The following is a 19444-nucleotide window of genomic DNA, read 5'->3' on the forward strand; positions in this document are numbered from 1 at the left end:
GGGTCAGCGGCCCAGCCCCAGGGCGGTCGCCGCGGCGCCCAGCTCCCCGCGCAGCCGGGGCTCGTCGGCCACCTCGACGCAGCCGGTGGAGATCCGGAACGAAAGCCGGCGGTCCTCCGGCACGCTCACCTGCACCGGGCTGTTGCCGTCCAGCCGGCCGACGTAGCCGCTCATCCCGGTGTCGGTGCGCAGCTTCGCCTCGAACTCGTCCGCGACCCCGCCGGGCACCGCAGCCTGGACGTCGAGCGCGATGGTCACCACCTCGGGCGAGCGCCCCAGGAACGCGTTGTTCTCCCGTTCGCAGCCGGTCGTGGTGATCTCGAACGGCACCCCGGGCACGGCCGGGTAGCCGGCCAGCCGCCTGGTCAGCGACTGGATCGGCGCGGCGACGGCGTCGCCCGGCGCCGGCCGCTGGACCGTGGCCCGGTCCAGGAGTTCGACGCCGAGCAACACCGTGCACAGCGCCCACACCGACAGGCCCATCGCGAGGAACCCGCCGCCGACCGACAGCTTCGGGGTCAGGTCCAGCGCGCGGTCGCGCCCGTCCAGGCCGTAGGACGCCTCCAGGTCCGGGCGGGCCGCGCGCAGCGCCGCGGTGAACTCCTCGCACGGGTGCGGGTAGCGCCAGCGCAGCCGGTAGCGCTCGGCCGGCGTGTCGATCTCCAGCACCCTGCGGTCGAACGCGTCGGACCGGCGCAGCGCCAGCAACCCGCCGATCACCAGGGACTGCGGCAGCCAGAACGCCAGCCAGAACGGCTTGGCCGACACGTGCCCGAACCGGGTGCCGGTGATCTCGTCGTACCGGATCCGGACCCCGCCCAGCACCAGTTCGCCGGCCTCGAACACCGCCGTGCGCGGCCACCACGTGCCCAGCCACCCGGCCAGGCCCGCCACGAGCAGGTCGGCGAACACCAGCACCCAGAACGTCGGCCGTTCCGGGGTGACGGTGATCGCCCACCCGTGCCACACCGCCGCTGCCGCCGCGAGGCCGGCAACCGTCCACGCCCGCGCACCCGCGGAGTTCAACCAGACCCGCTCGCTCCCGCTCACCCCACGGCAGACGGGAGCGGCGGCCGCCCGGTTCCGCGTTCTCAGCCGAAGGCGTTCACGACCTCCTCGGCGCGGTCCCGGTCGGTGTGCAGCCGCCAGGCGATCTCGGCCAGGTCGTCCGGGTCGAGAGTGCGGGCCGCAGCGGGCCCGAACAGCTCCGGGTTCGCCAGCACCGCGCGGTGGATGTCGCCGCGCTCGATCAGGCCGCCGATGGTCAGGCTGCCCGCGTAGACGCCCCGGTCGGCCAGCGCCGCGTGCAGGGTCACCGCGTAGTTGCGCAGCGCGGCGGCGGCCGGCGCCGCCGCGCCCAGCGGCGGCATCGGCAGCACCGCGCTCAACCCGCCCGCGAACAGCAGCGAGCCGGACCCGCGCGCGACCATCGCCGGGAGCACGTGCTCGACCACGTCCACCGCCGGGTACACCCAGTCCATGGCGGTGCGCACGTCGGCCGAGCCGATGTCGGTGATCGACTTGAGCGGGCCGTCGAGGTCGACCGCGCCCGGTCCGTAGTAGACGACGTCGAGGCCGCCGAACCGCTCGGCGGCGGTGTCCAGCGCGGCCAGCAGGCCCGCGCGGTCGCGGGTGTCGGCGGCGAACGCCTCGGCGCGCACGCCCGCCGAGGCGAGGTCGGCGACGTAGCCGGGGTGCCGGGCGGCGGTGCGCGAGACCAGGGCGACGGCGTGGCCCTCGCGGCCGAACCGGTGGGCGATGGACAGGCCCAGGCCGGGGCCCACGCCGATGACGACAGCGGTCTTGCTGGTGGACATGGGTGCCTCTCGTGGGGACGGAGCCAAGTCGAGGGAGCCCTCGACTTCCCCGCCGACGCTAGCACGAACCTGAGGGTGCCCTCGATTTCGTATGATGACGGGATGGCAGCCGAACCGAAACCGCTGCGCGCGGACGCCGCGCGCAACCGGGCCAGACTGCTGGCCGCTGCCACCGAGGTGTTCGCCGAGCAGGGGCTGGCCGCGCCGCTGGAGCACATCGCGCGCCGGGCGGGCGTCAGCATCGGCACGCTCTACGCGCACTTCCCGGTCCGCCAGGCGTTCCTCGACGCGATCTTCCCGGAGCGGCTGGCCGTGCTGGACCGGATCGCCGAGGCGGCGCTGGCCGACCCGGACCCGTGGACCGGGTTCGCCGGCTTCCTGGAGGGCGTGTTCGCGTTGCAGGCCGAGGACCACGGCCTCAACGACGCGCTCGCCCGCCGGTTCCCGGGTTCCGAGGAGATCGCCGAGGTGTGCACGCGCGGCGCGGGGTACGCGGAGCGGATCGTCGCGCGGGCACAGGCGGCCGGCCGGTTGCGCGCCGATTTCGAGCTGTCCGACCTGACCGCGCTGACCTGGGGGATGTCGCAGGTCATCCGGGAGTCGATGGAGACCGCGCCGCACGCCTGGCGGCGCTGCCTGGCGTTCGTGCTGGACGGGCTGCGGGCCGAGGCGGCGCACCCGATCCCGGCCGCCGGGCAGCTCTGACAGGTGCCGGTCATACCTGACAGGTCGTCCGGTACGACCGCATTGACCGACCCGGAGTCCACGCCGATTTCCCGACGGCCACCAAGAATCTCGCTGCCCGGTCGGCGTTGTCGCGCGGGCGCGGTCGGGTCGTGCGGGGGATTTGGCGGCACCTTCCCGAAAGCCGAGGGTTCTCGAAGAAGTCCACCGGCTCGTCGATCGACGCGCACGACGGCAACGGGATGGCTTACTCGTCCTTCACCAGGTCACCGAGGTCGCGCAACGCGCTCGGCGCGGCGCGCAGCCGTCGAGTGATCCCCGTCACCGCCCGTGACGTGCGATTTCCAGGTTAACCGGAACCGAACTCGACGTGACCGCGTCGGCATTCATACAGTGACGCTGACGGCACCGGGCCACCGCCGGGCGTCGTGGGCAACGTGATTCGGGGGACGGGGCATGGCCGGGTTCGAGATCGTCGCGGGGACGTTGGACGGTCACAGCAAGCAGCTGGAGGATCTGAGCGCGCGAATAGAGGGCGCGGTGCAGGCGGCGCAGACCGTCTCCATGCCCACCGACGCGTACGGGATTCTCTGCCAGCCGTTCCGGATGATGCTGGACCCGGTGGAGTCGTGGGGGCTCCAGGCGTTGCAGGGCGCGGTCGAGGCGATGGAGGCGGCCGGCACCGCGGTGCGGGGCACCGTCGCCCAGTACCGCGAGATGGAGGAGTCCATCCGCGACAGCTTCCAGGCGGCTGACTGATGGCCGGGGAGAACCCCCTGGTCGCGGCACCGCCTGCGGAGTCCGGCTCGTTCTTCAACGCCGGAACGGGTGACAACGGGTGGGCGACCGGGTTTTCCATCGCGGAATCGGCGATGGACACGTTCAACGGGATCAAGGACGGCAACTGGGTCGAGGCGGGCCTGGGCATGGTCGGCCTGGCCGCCGACGCGGCGTCGATGGCGATCGACCCGTTCGGGACGTTGTTGTCGTCGGCGGCGTCGTTCCTGATGGAGCACATGCAGCCGTTGAAGGACATGCTCGACTGGCTGGCCGGGAACCCGCCGGTGATCGAGTCGTACTCGACGACCTGGGGCAACGTCGGCACCGAGCTGGGCAAGGTCGCCGAGGACTACAAGGCCGCCGTCGCCAAGGGCACCGCCGGGTGGGAGGGCGCGGCCGCCGCGGCCTACCTGACGAACTCGCAGGTGCACGGTGACGCGCTGACCGGTGCCGCGTCGGCCGCTTCGACCGTGGGGACGGTCGTGGGCATGATGGGGATGGTGGTCGGGTTCGTCCGCGAGATGGTGCGCGACCTGATCGCGGACCTGGTCGGGAAGCTGATCGCGTGGGTCTTGGAGGCGGCGTTCTCGCTGGGGTTCGGGACGCCGGTGATCGTGGCGCAGGCGGTGACCGCGATCTCGAAGTGGGCCGCGAAGATCGCGAAGATCGTCAAGGACCTGCTCAACACGGTCAAGCGGGTCTCGCCGATGCTCAAGCGCCTGGTCGAGGTCTTCGAGAAGGTCATGAAGGTGGTCGGCAAGCTCGCCGGCAAGGCGACCGGCCTGGACGTGCTCGACCCCAAGAACATCAAGAAGGGCGGCTTCCTCCAGACCGGGAAGACCGACGTGGACGCGCCCACGGGCGGCACCCGCGGCAGTTCCGGCGACGGGGACGACCCCGGCCGTCCCGGCGACACCGACAACCCGGGCGACACCGGGAATTCCGCCGATCCGGCCGACCCCCGGTCGCCGAGGCCAGGCGACGGCACCACCACCACTTCCGGCTCCACCCCGTCCGACACCGGCACCCGGCCGGGCTCGGGCGACCCCGGCTCACCGGGCACCCCCGGCACCCGGCCGGGGCGCGGTGACAGCACCGGCCACCCCGACACCGACCAGCCGCGCGGCAACCCGAACGCCATGCCTCCCGGCACGACCACCCCCGCCGGCCGCCAACCAGTGGGCGAGACCCGGGGTGGGCCGGGCGGGAATCCCGCGCCTGGTGGGCATGCGCCCGTCGGCGAGACTCGTGGTGGACCTGGCGCGAACTCTGCGCCTGGTGGGCACGCGCCTGTTGGTGAGACCCGTGGTGGACCTGGCGCGAACTCTGCTCCCGGCGGGCAGTCGCCTGTTGGCGAGACTCGTGGTGGTCCCGGCGGAAACCCTGCTCCCGGCGGGCACGCGCCTGTCGGTGAGACGCGGGGTGGTCCCGGTGGGAACTCCGCTCCCGGCGGGCATTCGCCGGCGGGGGAGACCCGTGGTGGGCCTGGCGGGAACCCGGGTCCGGTGCGGACCGATCACACGCAGACGTCGACAGCGGCGAGCCCGGACGCTCCGGCGCGTCCCGACCAGCCGCACGCCCCGACCCCGCGCGACCCGAACTCCGTTGCGCCGCAAGGGAACTCGCCGACCGGCGGTCCTGGCCACGCGCCCGGCGGCACCTCGCCGGGCGGGTCGCCCGGCTCGACGCCGGGTGGTGCTCCCGGTGGCGGCACGCGGCCCGGCGGTGGTGGCGGCTGGACCGGGACGCCCGGCAGTCGCGGCGACCTCGGATCGGGCACGCCCGGTCCCCGGAGCCCGGATGGCCCCCGCCCGTCGTCGTCCGGACCGTCGCCGACGAGCCCGTCGCACGCGGGCCCGTCGCACGCGGGCCCGTCCCGGACAGGCCCTTCGCACACGGGCCCGGCCAACACCGGACCGGCACACGGCGGCCCCTCGAACCCGGGCCCCTCGACCACCAACCCGTCGCACGCCGGCCCCGGCAACACCGGCCCGACGCCCCACGGCCCGCGCCCGCAGCAGCCCGGACCGATGCCTCCGGCGCGGCCGAACGGACCGCAGGGCCCGTTCAACGGGACGCCTCCCGGCACCCACGGCCCGTCGGGCGCACACGGCCCGTCCGGCAACACCCCGCCGGTCAGCCGCGGCCCCGCGCCCAGCCAGCACGCGCCCAGCCAGCACGCGCCGAGCCAGCACGGGCCGAATCCGCACACCTCGAACGCGCCGCACCAGTCGGGCCCGCCCCGCACCCCGGAGCACACCGGCCCCGGTCGTGGCCCGGACCACGCGCGCCCAGACGGGGAACGGCCTGGTGGGCACGGCGACGGGCGGGACGGTCGGCCGCACCACGACGGTCCGGACGGTCCCGAGCACCGGCCGGACGCCGACGGCCCGCAGCACCCCGCCCAGGACCGGCCCGGTCCGGACGAGGTCAACCGCCGGCACGCCGAGTCCACGCCGTCCGGCACGTCCTTCCACCGCGGCGACGACGCCATGGGCGACCTGCCGCACCGGGTGCGGCCCGACCCGGACGGCCGCTACACCGTCGACGTGCACGTCACCCCGGACGGCCGGGCGCGGATCGGCGACCACACCTACTCGCCCGAGGAGTTCGCGGACATCCTGCGCCGCAGCGGCGACTACGACGGCCGGCCGATCCGGCTGATCGGCTGCGACGCCGGTTCCAACGACTTCGCCCGCAGGCTGTCGCGCGAACTGGACACCCCCGTGCTGGCGCCGAACAAGCCCGCCTGGACCGACTCGCAGGGCCGGGTGTTCTCGTCGGACTACGACGTGGACGCCAACGGCAACCGCACTCCCCGCATCCCGCCCAACGGCGAGTGGGACACCCACTACCCGGACGGCAGCACGTCCAAGGCGGGCGACGACGCGTTCACCCCGGACACGCCCGACGCCGACAAGCACGACCTCGACCCGGACGACGCGCAGGCGCGCGGCGACGGCGACGACCCCGGTGCCGACGACCCGGCGTTCGACCCGCCGCCGCCGACCCGGGTCATCCACCCCGACGACCCGGCGTTCCACGAGCGGTTCGTGGACTGGGACCGGCCCACGCACCGGCCGGGTGCGACGCCGCAGGACCCGCCGGTGCCGATCGCCGTGCACGACCCGCCGATCCAGGTGCCGCACCAGGAACGGCCGATGATCCCGGACGGCAACGCCGACCCGGACTTCCACCGGCCGACCACGCCCGACCCGGTGCCGCCGTCGCTGCGCGGGCACACCCCGCTGGCCGAGCACACCGCCTACCCGGTGGTGCACGCGAACGGCACCCGGACGACGTTCTTCACCGACGAGCACGGCAACGTGAAGTGGGTCGAGGCCGAGCCGGGCTCGAAGCAGAACACCGCGCTGGACGCGGAGGGCAACCCGGTGGGCAAGGAGGCGCAGAAGTGGGCGGGCTTCAACCCCGACCTCGGCCACCCGCTGCTGCCCGACGTCCAGTACCGGGTGCCGAACTACCACAACGACGAGCTGTTCCTCACCTTCCACACCGACCGCCACGGGCAGACCGACTCGATGACCGGCGACGTGGAGGCCGGCGGGCAGACCGCGGACTACCGCGACGACCAGAAGGACCGGGGCGCGCAGCGCCGGGCACAGATGGAGGGCGAGGCGGCGTTCCCGCCGGAGACCCCGGACCGCCCGCGCACCGACCAGGAGGCCCAGGACGCGCGGGTCAAGTGGGCGGGCGGGCACCTGGTGTCCAACGAACTCGGCGGCCTGGGCGAGTACCTCAACATGCACCCGCAGATGGCGGCGTCGAACTCCGGCAACTACCGGGACGGCTGGACGAACGCGGCGTCGTGGCGGGCGCAGGAGGTGGCGCTGACGAACTTCGCCGGGGCTCCCGGCCAGGACATCCGCAACTACCAGGTGCGGATGCAGCGCGACGCGGACGGCGTGCCGGGCGAGGTGACCATGCGCTGGCAGGAGGTCACCTACAAGACCGGGCCGGACGGGACGCCGGAGCTGGACGAGCAGCGCAGGCCGATCGTGGATTCCGTGGTCACCAAGGAACGGGTGTTCCCGAACAAGCCGGAGGTGAACTATGGACCCCTCGAACGCTTCAAGGGCCGGTGAGCTGGTCGCCGAGGCGGCCAACGCGCTCGCGTCGGCCGCCCCGGCGGGCTGGTCGGAACTGGCGCTGTCGGTCACCGCGACCGTGCTGGCCTACGACTACGCGGTGTCGGTGCGCGACGAGCGGGGCGCGGACCCCGGCACGGTGGTGCTCTCGCCGGTGGTGATCGACGCGTTCCAGGAGTTGCGCGGCGTGCTGTACGAGGAGGACCGCGGCACGTGGTTCTCCGCGCGGCTGGTGTTGCGGCGCGGCCGAGAGCCGGAGGTCTCGTTCAACTACGACGAGGACCCGAAGTGGTGGCCCGCGCTGCACCCGACGACGTTCGTCCGGGACCTGGAGGTGTTCCCGCGCACCGAGGAGCACGTCCCGCCGTGGCTGCGGGCGGTCCTGGACGAGGGTGAAGCCGCCGTGCGCGACCGGGAAGCCGGGCAACCGCAGCGGTAGGCTGCGGACGCCACGAGTACCGCGCCCGCCGACCGGGCGCGTCCGAGGAGGACACCACACCATGCCGAACTGGCCGCAGCTCAGCCCCGTCGAGCAGCAGCAGGCCCTGGCGGAGATCACCCAGGCCGTGCTCCCCACGCTGCCCGAGGGCTGGCAGCGCCTGGTGCTGCGGGCCGACATGATCGGGCGGCACACCCAGGCCGAGGCGGGCGTGCGGATGGCCGACGAGTCGGTGCGCGGCTGGGACGTCCCGCCGGAGGTGTGGCGGGCGTTCCAGGAGCTGCGCAAGGGCATGTACGCCGAGGGCCTGGGGTCGTGGGTCGGGTTCGAGTACATCGTGGACACGCCGTTCCGCTACCAGATCCGCTACAACCGCGACGAGCGGCCGGCGTTCCGGACGCCGCCGACGCCCGAGGACTTCGCCACCGAGAACCGCTGGTTCCCGCGCACCGAGGCGAACATGACGTCGTGGTTCCGCGAAGGTCTCGGCGACCAGGTTTCCTGACCCGGCCGACCGCCGGGTTCAAGTCCACTGTGGACGTCCACTTCGGACGTCCACAGTGGACTTCAAAGGTCAGGGTTTGCTGAACGAGGCGGCCAGCAGCTGGCGGGTCGACGCGTCGGGCAGGTAGGCGCGGACCAGCGCCAAGCCGATCCTCGGCAGGTCGGCCTCGTCCCGGTAGGCCATGTGCACCGGCTCGTAGCGGGGCGAGAACTTCGCCTTGAACGCGTGCAGCGAGCGGAACCCGTACAGCGGCTCCATCGCGCCGCCCAGCTTGTCCAGCACCCGGTCGACGCCCTCCAGGTCGGCCGAGCCGCCCCGGGCCAGCGGCGCGCCGGACAGCGAGACGAACTCCGCGCCCTTGTCGCGCAGCTCCAGGCACGCCGACGCGATCATGAACTCCATCACCGGCCGGAACCCGTCGGTGCGCCGGCGCATGACGTCCAGCGTCCACCCGCGCGCCACGCCGCCCGGCCCGAACACCGGCAGCCACGACGTCACGCCGTGCACGCTGCCCGTGCCGTCGATCGCCAACCCCACCCACACCTGCGGGTCGAGCGCCTCGTCCACGCCGCCCAGGGTGAACCCCATCTCGGGCAGGCCCTTGTCGCCCACCCACTGCTCGGAGATCGCCCGCACCTGCGCCAGGATCGCGAACGGCTGCTCGGCCAGCCGCACCAGCCGGAACTCCAGCCCGTCGCGCCGGGCGTGGTTGAGCGCGGTCCGGACGTCCTGCCACTTCTTGCCCTTGAACGCCAGGCCCGGCAGGTCGACCACGGTGTCCTCGGCGATCTGCACGGTCTGCCAGCCCTCGGCCCGCGCGGCCCGCGCCACCTCGTCGGTGACCGAGAACAGGCACGGCACCAGCCCGCCGTGCTCGCTCATCGCGGCGAACTCGCGCACCGCCTCGGCCGCCGTCCCGGCGGGCACCACCGGGTCGGCCAGCGCGATCGCCACCCCGGCGTGCCGCTGGTAGCCGACGTACCCGCGCCCGTCGAGGGTGAAGTAGAACCGGTTCTCCGGCCAGACCGTCATCCACGACATGGTCGAACCGCCCACCTCGGCCAGCACCCGGCGGGCCCGGCTGAGGTTGAGCTGGTCGGCGGCCACCCCGCCGATCAGCCGGCGGCGCATCGGCACCCGGAACGAGCCCCGGTTGAACAGCAGCAGCGCCAGCTCGCCCAGCCACAGCAGGCCGCTGCTCAACGCGACCGGCGCGCCCTCGGGCAGTTCGTCGAGCAGGATGAGCAGCAGCGCGAACGCCGCGCCCAGCACGTTGAGCGCGCCGAGCACGACCGCCACCCACCAGGCCCACCGCTTGCCGTAGCGCAGCTGGTTGGCCACGAACCCGACCAGCACCAGGTCGATCAGCACGTCGACCAGCGGCGCGGCGTCGCCGGAGGTCTCGCCGAACGGCCCGTGCCCCGGGAACAGCAGCACCACCAGCTCGACGACCACCAGCGCCAGCAGGCCGCCGAACGCCAGGATCCGGGTCTCGCGGCGGGTGCGCGGCGCGTAGCCGGGCTCGACACCCCACAGCCGCTGCCCGACCACCATGCCGACGAGGACCGCCAGGCCGTGCGACACGTCGGTCAGCGTCCCCTCGAACAGGAACGCCACGGTCGCGTAGAACCACAGCGCCGCCCGCACCCGCAGGCGCCACGGCGAGCGCAACGTCGCCGAGGTGACCGCGACGACCGCGAGCGCGCCGGTGGTGAACCCGACGTCGCGCGCCTGCGCCACGTGCTGCGCCCACGTCCACTGGGTCGCGGACAGCGCCCACACCAGCAGCGAGGCGCCCGTGATCCCGCCGAACTGGCCGACCACCGCGACCCACGCCGCGCGCCTGGTGCCCAGCCGCAGCTCGCACGCGCCGACCAGCACCGCGAACAGCAGCACCCCGCCGGCGAACTGGACCGGGTTGAGGGTGAAGAACCACCCGACGACGAACGTCCAGACCTTGCCCTCGCGCAGCGCGGGCACCCCGTAGGCGACCTCGTGGAACCACGGCTCGCGCCACAGCGGACGCCACACCGTGCGGCTGATCAGGCCGACCAGCACCAGCACGGCGACCACCGAACCGGTGAACGGCACCCGCCGCACCAGGTGCGGCACCGCGCCGACCGCGCGGGACGCCCAGGTCTCGAACCCGGTCACAGTCCCAGGCGCGGCGCCAGCCAGTCCAGCGCCGCGGGCAGCGACCTGGTCGGCACGCCCCACGAGTGCCCCTGCCCCGCCACGACCTCCGTCCGGACGGTCATCCCGGAGTTCCGGGCCGCCGTCGACACCTCGTTCATCCACCCCTGCACCTCGGTCTCGTCCCCGCCGGCGGCGAGGTACCCCCACACGTCCGGGTAGCGCCCGCGCGCCATCAACGCCAACGGGGTCGCCGAGGTGAACGCCCCGACGTCCCCGTGGAAGGCCAACCGTATTGTCTCGGCGCGGTCCTCGCTGATCGCCGGCTCCCGCTCGCCCGCCAGGTCGACGAACGACGGGTAGACCTCCGGGTGGCGGGTGGCCATCTGGAGCGCGCAGGTGCCGCCGAACGACCAGCCGCCGAACGCCCACCTCAGCGGGTTGGACTCCACCCGGAGGTGGGCCCTGATCCACGCGGGCACGTCCCGCGCCAGGTAGGTGTCGGCCTTGGCGATGTCGGAGTCCATGCACATGGTGTTGCCGAACTCGTCGCCGTTCGGGTCGACCACCACGGTCACCGGGGCCTGCCCCCGGTGCCGCACGGCGAAGTCGTCCAGCAGCTCCTGGAGCCGCCCGGAGACGATCCAGTCCTCCGGCGCGCCGGGCTGGCCGGTCACCAGCACGAGCACCGGCAGGCGGCGGCCCGCCAGGTAGGCGCGCGGCAGGTACACCCGGGCCGGTCGGGCGGTGAACCCCGACGCCGCGCCGGGGATGGCGACGGTGTCGACCCGGCCGTCCGACGCGGTGTCGTCACCGAGCAGGGCGGCGACCGTCGGGAACCGCTCGAAGTACACGTTGACCTGGGACGTGGCCGTGACCAGGGCCAGCACGGCGGCGATCGCGGCGAGCACCTTGCGCCGCCGCCCGGTGCGGAAGAAGCTGCCCACGCCCAGCGCCAGCGCCGCGACACCGGCCGCGAGCCACCACCGCACGGTCACCGGCAGCGCCTCCGCCGAGATCCGCAGCACGCCCGTCACCAGCCAGCTCGCGCCCAGGAACACCACCGTGCCGAGCAGGACCGCCACCAGCGGCGCGACCAGCGCCCGGCGGGCGAGCAGGTACGCCGCGGCGAGCGCGCCGACGACGAGCAGCACGACCGGGACGGGCCCGTCGACCAGTGACACCCCGCCCATCAGCCGGTCGGTTCCCTTCCCGTCGTGGCGCTCAGGGGACGCGCCGACCCGCGAACAGGTCCACCAGCGGGTCCCACCGGTTGCGCCTGCCCGGCGGGAACCGGCGTTCGGCCCGGCGCAGCTTGCGCGAGTCCCGAGGGTACCTGCGGCGCGCCCACACCGACGTCGGCCGCCCGAGCCGCACCGCCGCCACCAGGGCCACGACCGGCACGAACAGGCCCACCACGCCCATCAGCGTCCGTCCTTTGAGGATCGCCACGACCGAGCAGAGCACGTTCACCGCGACGACCGCGAGCGCCACCCAGTGGTTGTCCTCGGGGTCCTGGTCGAACGGCGACAGGCCCGCGAGCATCAGCAGCCCGACGACCAGCGCGACGAGCACCGCGTCCACCGACCGGCGGCCCTCGGGACCCCAGTACACGTCGTCGAGCCGCAGCCACAGCGCGAACTCGTCCAGGGTGAGCGCCGCGCCCACGCCGAACAGCGCCCCGGTGACGTCGGCCCAGCCGTCCTGCGGCCGGTAGACCAGCCCGGTCGCGCCCACCCCCAGCAGCAGGAAGATGCCGAACACCTGGTGGTGCAGGTGCACACCGCCGACCGACAGGTCCCGGAACGGCCCGCGCCCGGCCCGGATGAGCCCGGTCACCAGCCGGGTCGCCAGGAACGTCACCACGAACGCCGCCACCATCCAGGCGACGACGGAACGGTCGGCCACCGGATCCGCCTCCTCCGCACCGCGAGCCGGAAAGCGAAAGCGACACTGTGGCCCAGGTCTCGGGAGGCCGCCACTCGACCGTCCGCAGTGGATCGCGGCCCCCCGGGAGGCCGGCCGCAGTGGACCGGGGCGGCGCGGGCGGGCGGGGGCTGCACGATAATCGCGGTATGTCGGTTGTGCTGAAGGTGGGGGAGACCCGCCGGAGCGGGTCCCGTGCGGCCCGTGGTTGAGGTCCTGCGCAGGGTGCCGTTCACCGCCGCCGTGGTCACGGCGATGCTCGTGGTCGGCGTGGCCACCGGGGCGCTGTGGACCGAGGCGTCGGCGCAGCCGTGGTACGAGTGGGTGGCCTTCGGGGTGCCGTCACTCGAACAGGGGCGCTGGTGGACGCTGTTCACCGGGGCGTTCCTGGCGTTCGTGCCGTTCGCCTACGTGCCGATGACCGGCTCGTTCGCGTTGTTCGTCGGTGCGGCCGAGTGGCTGCGCGGGACGCGCTTCGCGGTGGTCGCGGCGGTCGTGTCGCACTTCGGTGCGGTGCTGCTGAGCGTGCTGCTGCTGGTGGTGCTGCGGGAGACCGGCTGGGAGTGGGCGGTGCGCATCGCGGGCACCGTGGACGTCGGGTTCTCGGCGGGCGCGCTGGCGGTGGGCGCGGTGGTGTCGGCGGGCGTGCCGCAGCCGTGGCGGGGTCGGATCCGGCTCGGGCTGGGGCTGTACGTGGTGGCGTCGTTCGTGTTCCTCGGCTCGCTGGCCGACGTCGAGCACCTGGTGGCCGGGGTCGCCGGGCTGGCGGTGGGCGTGGGCGCCGACCGGCTGCCCCGCGTCGAGGCGGTGCGGATGGCGGTGGTCTCGGTCGTGGTGGTGACGGCGACCGGGTTCGGGCTGGGCGCGCTGCTGCCGACGCGGAGCCCGTTGGGGGACAACACGCAGGTGTCCACCGTGCTCGCCGGGATCGCGGTGTCGCTGGTGGTCGGGCCGTTGCTGGCGTTCGGCGTGCCGCGGAAGGTGCTGTCATGAGCGACTCGCGGTGGCCGCGCGGCGTCTACGGCTCGGGCGACGAGCCCGACTACCGGTTCAGCTTCGCCAACGAGCGGACGTTCCTGGCCTGGATCCGCACGGCGTTGGCGCTGCTCGCGTCCGGGGTGGCGGTGGACGCGGTCGACCTGGGGCTGCCGGGCGCGCTGGAGACCGGGCTGTCGCTGCTGCTGATCGGCCTCGGGCTGCTGTGCGCGGTCGTGTCGTGGGTGCGGTGGGCGCGCTGCGAGCGGGCGATGCGCAACCAGCAGCCGCTGCCGTCGTTCGCGATCGGGTCGGTGCTGGTGGTCGGCGTCGTGGTCGCCGCGATCGTCGTGCTGGCGCTGAAGGTCTAGCGGGTGGACCGGGGCGCGCAGAACGAGCGGACGGCGCTGGCGTGGCAGCGGACCGCGCTGGCCATGATCGCCGGTGCGGCCGTGCTGGCCCGGCTCACCGTGGACCGGCTCGGGCTGTTCGCGTTGGTGGGCATGGGGGTCACCGTCGTGCTGGCGGTCGCGGTGCTGGTCGCGGCCCGGTGGCGCTACCGGGAGGGGCGGCGCGGCCGGCGTGGCGGCGGGGTGCTGCCCGCGGCGGTCGCGGTGGGCACGGTGGTCATGGTCCTGGTCGAGCTGGCGGCCCTGCTGCTGCCGCGCTGACCCCGGCGCCCGTCGGCGGCACCGGTCAGGACGGGTCGGGCCAGGCGTCGCGGGCGCGCAGGTGCAGGACCAGGGCGGCGATGTTCCACGCGTCGTCCTCGCCGCGGTGGTGGCGGCCCTCCAGCGGCAGGCCCGCGATCTCCAGCGCCTGCGCCATCCCCGGCCGCTTGCGCAGCCCGTGGGCGGTGGTGAACGCGAGTTTCGCGTTGGTGTGCGACCGGCCGAACGGGTACCGCGTGCCGGTCGCCTGGCACTGCCGGGTGAACTGGTTGCGGTCGTAGTCGCCCCAGCTCGCCCACGGGCGGACGCCGGCGTCGTGCTCGGCGGCCAGCAGCCGGCACGCCTGCGCGAAGGTGACCCCGGTGTCCACCTCGGCCTGGGTGAGGCCGGTCAGTCCGGTGCAGAACGCGCTGACCGTGCTGCGCCGGGGCCGGACCAGCACGCGGTGCTTCGCGAGCCGCGCGCCGGTGGCCAGGTCGACGACGGTCAACCCGATCTCGATGATCTCGCTGGGCTGACCGGGCGGCGGCTGCCCGTCCCAGCAGGTGGCCTCGACGTCGACCACGTTGAGCAGGGCGTTCTCCACCGCCGGGACGGTAGTCGACCGATCGCGCCCGCACCTCCGGATTTCCGTCGAGCGCTGCCGTGGTCCCCTCGTCCACGCCCTGCGCGGACCTCGACGCGCTCTTGGCCGCCCCTCGTCCGGCCGGCCCACCCGCCGCGACACCCCGCGCACCCGCTGGATCCCGCGTTCGACCCGGTCGGCCCGGTAATCGGACGAACCGGATGACCTGCCGGTGTGGGCCGCACGGACTGTAGTGCGGCCCACACCGCCTTGTTCCCGTCAGTCCTAGTACCGCCGCACCGCAGTGCCTACGGTGGTCTTCAGCGGCAGTCCGGTGTGCCCCGACCACCCGACCACCCGCGTTGCGATCGGCTGCCCGCGTGGCGGCAACGGAGAGGAAACCCGACCCATGTGCGCCGCCTGCGGTGTCCCGACCCACCAGGCCGACCCGGTCCCGACCTCGGACGTGGCGACCGCGCCGCCCAGGCGGTTCGCGGCGCTGCGCAACAAGGACTGCCGGCCCTACCTGTTCGGCACCGGCCTGGCGATGATGGCCGACAACATCGAGCACGTCATCACCTACTGGGTGCTGTGGGAGAAGTTCCAGTCGCCGGCGCTGACCGGGTTCCAGGTGATCAGCCACTGGGCGCCGTTCCTGCTGCTGTCGGTGTGGTTCGGGTCACTGGCCGACCGGTTCGACTGCCGCCGGGTGATCCAGGCCGCGCAGGCGCTGTTCATGATCGTCTCGGTGGCCTGGGGCGTGCTGTTCCTGACCGATTCGCTCCAGATGTGGCAGGCGTGCGTCCTGCTGGTGCTGCACGGCATAGCGGGTGCCCTGTGGGGCCCGGCCGAGCAGTTGATGCTGCACGACTTCGTCGGCCAGGACGAGCTGCCGAGCGCGGTCCGGCTCAACTCGACGTTCCGCAGCCTGGGCATCCTGTTCGGGCCGGTGGTCGGCTCGGCGCTGCTGCTGGGCCTGGGCCCGACCGCGGGCATCTTCGCCAACGTGCTGATCTACCTGCCGCTGACGATCTTCCTGTTCCGCACGAAGTTCACCGGCCACACCCGCGACCACCACCCCCGGACCAGGGTCGGCCTGCGCGACTCGCTGCGGGTGTTCCGCGAGGTCCGCTCCAACCGGACGCTGATCAGCATGATCGTCCTGGCGGGCCTGGGGTCGTTCTTCATCGGCGCGTCGATGCAGACGTCCATGCCGATCTTCGCCAAAGAGCTGGGCGTGGGCGAGGCGGGCACCGCGTACGGGGTGCTGCTGTTCGCCAACGGCGCGGGCGGGGTGCTCGGCGGGCTGCTGATGGAGGTGACCCGGCGGATCAAGCCGACCGTGCCCACCGCCGTCCTGGCCACCGCGATCTACGGTTTGACCGGGCTCGGGTTCGCGCTGACCGGCAGCTACCCGCTCGCGCTCGGGCTGCTGGTGGTCGGCGGGGTGGCGAACCTGGCGTCCATGTCGATCACGCAGACCGTCGTGCAGCTGCTCAGCCCGCCCGCCGACCGGGGGCGCGTGCTCGGGCTCTACGGGCTGTCCTCCGGCGGCCTGCGCACCGGCAGCGGCTTCACGGTCGGCCTGCTGGGCGTGTACGTGGGCGTGCCGATGGCGTTCGCCTACAGCTCGGCGGCGCTGTGCCTGGGCACCCTGGCGGCGGGCGTGCACGCCCTGCGAGGGCGGCGCGCCGATCCGGCGGCATGATGTAGGGCGTGGAGTCGACCCGTGTGGACCGCTGGCTGTGGGCGGTCCGGCTGACCAAGACCCGCCCGGACGCGGCGGCGGCCTGTCGCGGCGGGCACGTCCGGATCAACGACCGGCCGGCCAAGCCCGCGACCGTCGTGGTCCCCGGTGACCAGGTGCGCGCCCGCGTCGGCGACTCCACCAAGGTCGTCGAGGTGGTCCGGGTGATCCAGAAGCGGGTCGGCGCGGCGGACGCGGCGACCTGCTTCATCGACCGCACGCCCGCCCCGCCGCCGGAGACCGCCGTCCCGGTGGCCCGCCGCGAGCGCGGCGCGGGCCGGCCGACCAAGCGCGAGCGCCGCGTCCTGGACCGCTTCCGCGCCGGCGACCACTGAGCCCGGCCGCGCGGAACCCGCAATTCGGCCCTACCGGACAAGCCGGAACAGCGGGACCGTGGAGCGGTCGACAACCGGACGCCTGACCCCGCGGGGTCAGCCGACCAGCGGATCCGGTGTCCAGCTCCGCCGATCCGCCGGGTCGGGCACGGGGACGGCGGCGGCCGCCAACGCGGACAATCCCGCGATGCCGCCGAACGCGGCCATGGCGTCCCCGTGCCCGACCACCACCCGCACCGCGTACCGCCCCCCGGCGGCCAGGACGGTGACCCCGTCCGCGCCGACCGCCGCCGGCCGGCTGGCCACCGCGGTGTCCGCCGGGACGTCCCGGCCGGGCAGGGCGTCGGAACGCAGGCTGACGACGACCGTCGCGGTCCCGGACGCGAGTTCGACCGAGGCCGGTTCGCCGCCCGCCCTCTCCGGGACCCGGACGGCGACCAGCCGCAGCGGCACGGCGGGGTGGAGCGCGAACGGCACGGTGACCGGCGTCCGCCCGGCGGTGACGCTCTGCGCGACCCGGTGCGCGCGGTCGCGCAGGTCGGGGAACGCGGCGTCGAGGCGCACCACCGCCCACGCCCGGTCGGCCCACTCCCACACCACCTCCGAGCCCGACCACACCGCCGCGCGGCCGGCCACCTCCGGCGCGGGCTCCCCGGCGGGCCGCCAGCCCCGGCCGCCCTGGCCGGGGAACCCGCCCGCCGGGTAGAGGGTCACCGAGCCCGCCGGGGTGTCCGGGCGGTCGGCGCGCGCGAGCGTGATCTCCTGCCGGTCGGCGGCGGTCCGGTGGGCCAGCGGCGTGAACCCGCCCGCCGACCCGATGGACGCCGCCCGGTGCAGCGGGTCCAGGGACGCGGCCGGCCGCGGCGACGGGTCCGGCAGGGTCGACTGCGCGACCGCGACGGCCACGCACACCAGCACCGCCGCGGCGGCCGTCGACAGCGCGTTCCTGGTGCGGCGGAGGCGTTTCCCGTCCCGGATCGCCCGTGCGAGGTCGACCGTCGTGTCCGGGGCGGGTGCCACCGAGCGCAACGGGGCCAGCAGGTCGTCGTCGCTCATGGCAGGGCCTTTCCCAGCAGTCGTCGCATGTCCGCCAACCCCCGTGCGGTCAGGGTCTTCACGTTGCTCTCCGAACACCGCAGCGCTTTCGCCGTCTCGGCGACCGACAGGTCCGCGACGTAGCGCAGCACCAGCGCCGCCCGCACGCGCGGCGACAGGCGGCGCAGCGCGGACCACACCACCTCGCGGGTCTCCACGTCCGGCAGGTGCGCGCTCGGGCGCGGCAGGTCGTCCGCGCGGCCGACCAGCCGCACCAGGCTCCAGGGCCGGCGGTGCTCGTTGAGGAACACCCGGACCAGGACGGTGCGCGCGTACGCGCCCGGATCCGTTGCGGCGCGGGCCTTGCGCCAGTGCGCGTAGAGCCGGGTGACCGCGATCTGCACGACGTCGTCGGCGCGGTGCGCGTCGCCGCACATCAGGTGCGCCAGCCGCCGCAGGTGGGGGAGCCGGGCGTGGACGAACTCGGTGAACTCCTCGTCCTGCGACGCCGCGAGCCCCACGCCCACAGGGTGCGCCCCCACGGCGTCCGCCGTCACGCGAACCGCTTCGCGAAGTGCCCGCGCGTCGTGGCCGGCGCCCACAGCAGGCTCAGCACCACCGCCGACAACGCCCACCCGGTCACCAGGTCCGCGCGCACCTCCAACTCCGGGTACGAGACGAACACGAAGTACCGCCCCACGGCCTGGAAAGCCAGCTGCACGGTGATGAACACGCGCCCCCAGTTCCGTCCGGAGTGGACGATGATCGCGAGCCACACGTACAGCACCGCGCTGACCGGGTGGTAGATCGTGCCGGGATTGAACGTCGCCGCCTCCGGGGTGGCGATCAGCCGCCAGACGTCCTGCACCACGATCGAGAGGTGGTTGAACGCGTGCACGCCGATGCCCACGGCGGCGATCAGGACGGCGGGCGGTGCGGGATTCGGTGGGGACATGACGACCTCCGGGCCGTGTCGGCTGCTTGTCACCCCGAAGACACCGCGAGCCGTCGCCCAGGTCGTGTGATGCCCGTCACCTTTCGCGGGGTGGGGCCACGCCTCCCGGATCCGCGCGTCACAGGTGGCATGGACCGTGCGTGGTGGCGTTCGCCGTGGTTGCCGTTCGGGGTCGCGGTCGTGCCCGCGGCGCTCACGCTGTGGACGAGTTCGGTGCCCGGCGGGTACTGGACGATGGGGTTGACCGCGTTCACGTGCTGGGCCTTGGTCGGCTCGGGCTGGCTGGTGCTCGCGATCCTCGCCGTCCGCGCGCTGCCCGCGCCGCGCGTGCGGAACCTGGCCCGGCTGTGGGCGTTCCTGGCACTGCCGTTGGCGTTCCTCGCCACCTTCGCGACCGTGCGCTCCGGAGCGACCGCGCACGCGGCGTTCCGGGTGGACCGGTCGTCGTTGGAGGCGCTGGCGACGGAGGCCCGGACGTCTCCGCCGGGGCACGTCCGCGACCGGGGGTTCACGTTGTTCACGATTTCCGACGCCACCCGGGAACCCGGCATCGACTGCGTGCTGCTGACGGTGGAGGGAGCCGGGTTCTTCGGCGCGACGGGCTACGCGCACTGTCCGGGCCGCGCACCGCGGAGCGTGTCCGCCGGCGGCGACGGCTACACCTTCCAGCACCTCGACGGCCCCTGGTACGTCTTCTCGCTGGTCTGGTGATTTCACCCGGATGGCGGCGGTGACCTGGGCTAACCGCCCGCGCGGCGACGACGACCTACA

The 19444-nt window shown here is 74.0% G+C and carries 20 protein-coding genes; 11 read left to right on the forward strand and 9 right to left on the reverse strand.

Features of this window, described 5'->3' with window-relative positions; translation table 11 throughout:
• Positions 1-3: 3 nt before the first annotated feature.
• Positions 4-1050: a hypothetical protein gene (locus tag AC0HI0_RS07960; RefSeq protein ID WP_480931626.1), complete on the reverse strand. Its 1047-nt coding sequence runs from the start codon at positions 1048-1050 to the stop codon at positions 4-6.
• A gap of 41 nt (positions 1051-1091) precedes the next feature.
• Positions 1092-1817 carry an SDR family NAD(P)-dependent oxidoreductase gene (locus AC0HI0_RS07965; RefSeq protein ID WP_480931627.1) on the reverse strand — a complete coding sequence of 242 codons (726 nt, stop codon included), beginning with the start codon at positions 1815-1817 and terminating at the stop codon, positions 1092-1094.
• A gap of 102 nt (positions 1818-1919) precedes the next feature.
• Between AC0HI0_RS07965 and AC0HI0_RS07970 the strand changes: the two genes are divergently transcribed.
• The 5 genes from AC0HI0_RS07970 to AC0HI0_RS07990 all read left to right on the forward strand — a co-directional run bounded on the left by AC0HI0_RS07970 (position 1920) and on the right by AC0HI0_RS07990 (position 8331).
• Complete coding sequence (locus tag AC0HI0_RS07970; protein WP_480931628.1) at positions 1920-2522, forward strand: TetR/AcrR family transcriptional regulator; 603 nt, start codon at positions 1920-1922, stop codon at positions 2520-2522.
• A gap of 435 nt (positions 2523-2957) precedes the next feature.
• On the forward strand, positions 2958-3260 hold the full coding sequence (locus tag AC0HI0_RS07975; protein ID WP_480931629.1) for a type VII secretion target: 303 nt from the start codon (positions 2958-2960) through the stop codon (positions 3258-3260).
• A complete protein-coding gene (locus AC0HI0_RS07980) occupies positions 3260-7384 on the forward strand; it encodes a DNA polymerase III subunit gamma/tau domain-containing protein (RefSeq protein ID WP_480931630.1) in 4125 nt (1374 codons plus the stop codon). Before AC0HI0_RS07975 ends, AC0HI0_RS07980 begins: the two co-directional genes overlap by 1 nt.
• The gene (locus tag AC0HI0_RS07985; protein ID WP_480931631.1) at positions 7353-7826 is read left to right on the forward strand and encodes a hypothetical protein; all 474 of its coding nucleotides are present in this window, start codon (positions 7353-7355) and stop codon (positions 7824-7826) included. Before AC0HI0_RS07980 ends, AC0HI0_RS07985 begins: the two co-directional genes overlap by 32 nt.
• Before the next feature lie 61 nt (positions 7827-7887).
• The gene (locus AC0HI0_RS07990) at positions 7888-8331 is read left to right on the forward strand and encodes a hypothetical protein (RefSeq protein WP_480931632.1); all 444 of its coding nucleotides are present in this window, start codon (positions 7888-7890) and stop codon (positions 8329-8331) included.
• 69 nt (positions 8332-8400) lie between these two features.
• Here AC0HI0_RS07990 and AC0HI0_RS07995 read toward each other — a convergent pair whose 3' ends face one another.
• The 3 genes from AC0HI0_RS07995 to AC0HI0_RS08005 are packed head-to-tail and all read right to left on the reverse strand — an operon-like array spanning position 8401 to position 12372.
• Positions 8401-10485 (reverse strand): bifunctional lysylphosphatidylglycerol flippase/synthetase MprF, encoded by a 2085-nt coding sequence (locus AC0HI0_RS07995; protein WP_480931633.1) that lies wholly within the window; start codon positions 10483-10485, stop codon positions 8401-8403.
• Entirely contained in the window at positions 10482-11657 is a 1176-nt protein-coding gene (locus AC0HI0_RS08000; protein WP_480931634.1) for an alpha/beta hydrolase, read from the reverse strand. The genes AC0HI0_RS07995 and AC0HI0_RS08000 overlap by 4 nt, the downstream gene beginning before the upstream one ends.
• A gap of 31 nt (positions 11658-11688) precedes the next feature.
• Positions 11689-12372, reverse strand: coding sequence for a hypothetical protein (locus tag AC0HI0_RS08005; RefSeq protein ID WP_480931635.1), 684 nt, complete (start codon positions 12370-12372; stop codon positions 11689-11691).
• 222 nt (positions 12373-12594) lie between these two features.
• Here AC0HI0_RS08005 and AC0HI0_RS08010 point away from each other — a divergent pair, with 222 nt between their 5' ends.
• Genes AC0HI0_RS08010 through AC0HI0_RS08020 form a run of 3 tightly spaced genes read left to right on the forward strand, consistent with a single transcriptional unit; the run spans position 12595 to position 14036 of the window.
• Positions 12595-13383, forward strand: a complete 789-nt coding sequence (locus tag AC0HI0_RS08010) for a hypothetical protein (RefSeq protein ID WP_480931636.1) — start codon at positions 12595-12597, stop codon at positions 13381-13383.
• Positions 13380-13736, forward strand: a complete 357-nt coding sequence (locus tag AC0HI0_RS08015; protein WP_480931637.1) for a YidH family protein — start codon at positions 13380-13382, stop codon at positions 13734-13736. The genes AC0HI0_RS08010 and AC0HI0_RS08015 overlap by 4 nt, the downstream gene beginning before the upstream one ends.
• Positions 13737-13739: 3 nt before the next feature.
• Positions 13740-14036, forward strand: coding sequence for a DUF202 domain-containing protein (locus AC0HI0_RS08020; RefSeq protein WP_480931638.1), 297 nt, complete (start codon positions 13740-13742; stop codon positions 14034-14036).
• Between the two features lie 25 nt (positions 14037-14061).
• Here AC0HI0_RS08020 and AC0HI0_RS08025 read toward each other — a convergent pair whose 3' ends face one another.
• Complete coding sequence (locus AC0HI0_RS08025; RefSeq protein WP_480931639.1) at positions 14062-14622, reverse strand: 3'-5' exonuclease; 561 nt, start codon at positions 14620-14622, stop codon at positions 14062-14064.
• 388 nt (positions 14623-15010) lie between these two features.
• Between AC0HI0_RS08025 and AC0HI0_RS08030 the strand changes: the two genes are divergently transcribed.
• Both AC0HI0_RS08030 and AC0HI0_RS08035 read left to right on the forward strand, forming a co-directional pair.
• Positions 15011-16309, forward strand: a complete 1299-nt coding sequence (locus AC0HI0_RS08030; RefSeq protein ID WP_480931640.1) for an MFS transporter — start codon at positions 15011-15013, stop codon at positions 16307-16309.
• Between the two features lie 8 nt (positions 16310-16317).
• Positions 16318-16683 (forward strand): RNA-binding S4 domain-containing protein, encoded by a 366-nt coding sequence (locus AC0HI0_RS08035; RefSeq protein ID WP_480931641.1) that lies wholly within the window; start codon positions 16318-16320, stop codon positions 16681-16683.
• 96 nt (positions 16684-16779) lie between these two features.
• On the opposite strand, the gene AC0HI0_RS08040 is transcribed toward AC0HI0_RS08035, so the two are convergent.
• The 3 genes from AC0HI0_RS08040 to AC0HI0_RS08050 are packed head-to-tail and all read right to left on the reverse strand — an operon-like array spanning position 16780 to position 18673.
• Entirely contained in the window at positions 16780-17739 is a 960-nt protein-coding gene (locus AC0HI0_RS08040) for a hypothetical protein (protein WP_480931642.1), read from the reverse strand.
• Positions 17736-18239: a SigE family RNA polymerase sigma factor gene (locus AC0HI0_RS08045; protein ID WP_480931643.1), complete on the reverse strand. Its 504-nt coding sequence runs from the start codon at positions 18237-18239 to the stop codon at positions 17736-17738. Before AC0HI0_RS08045 ends, AC0HI0_RS08040 begins: the two co-directional genes overlap by 4 nt.
• Before the next feature lie 32 nt (positions 18240-18271).
• Entirely contained in the window at positions 18272-18673 is a 402-nt protein-coding gene (locus AC0HI0_RS08050; protein ID WP_480931644.1) for a hypothetical protein, read from the reverse strand.
• 129 nt (positions 18674-18802) lie between these two features.
• Between AC0HI0_RS08050 and AC0HI0_RS08055 the strand changes: the two genes are divergently transcribed.
• A complete protein-coding gene (locus AC0HI0_RS08055; RefSeq protein WP_480931645.1) occupies positions 18803-19384 on the forward strand; it encodes a hypothetical protein in 582 nt (193 codons plus the stop codon).
• Positions 19385-19444 lie beyond the last annotated feature (60 nt).

The sequence above is a fragment of the Saccharothrix sp. NBAS 001 genome, from assembly GCF_056640475.1.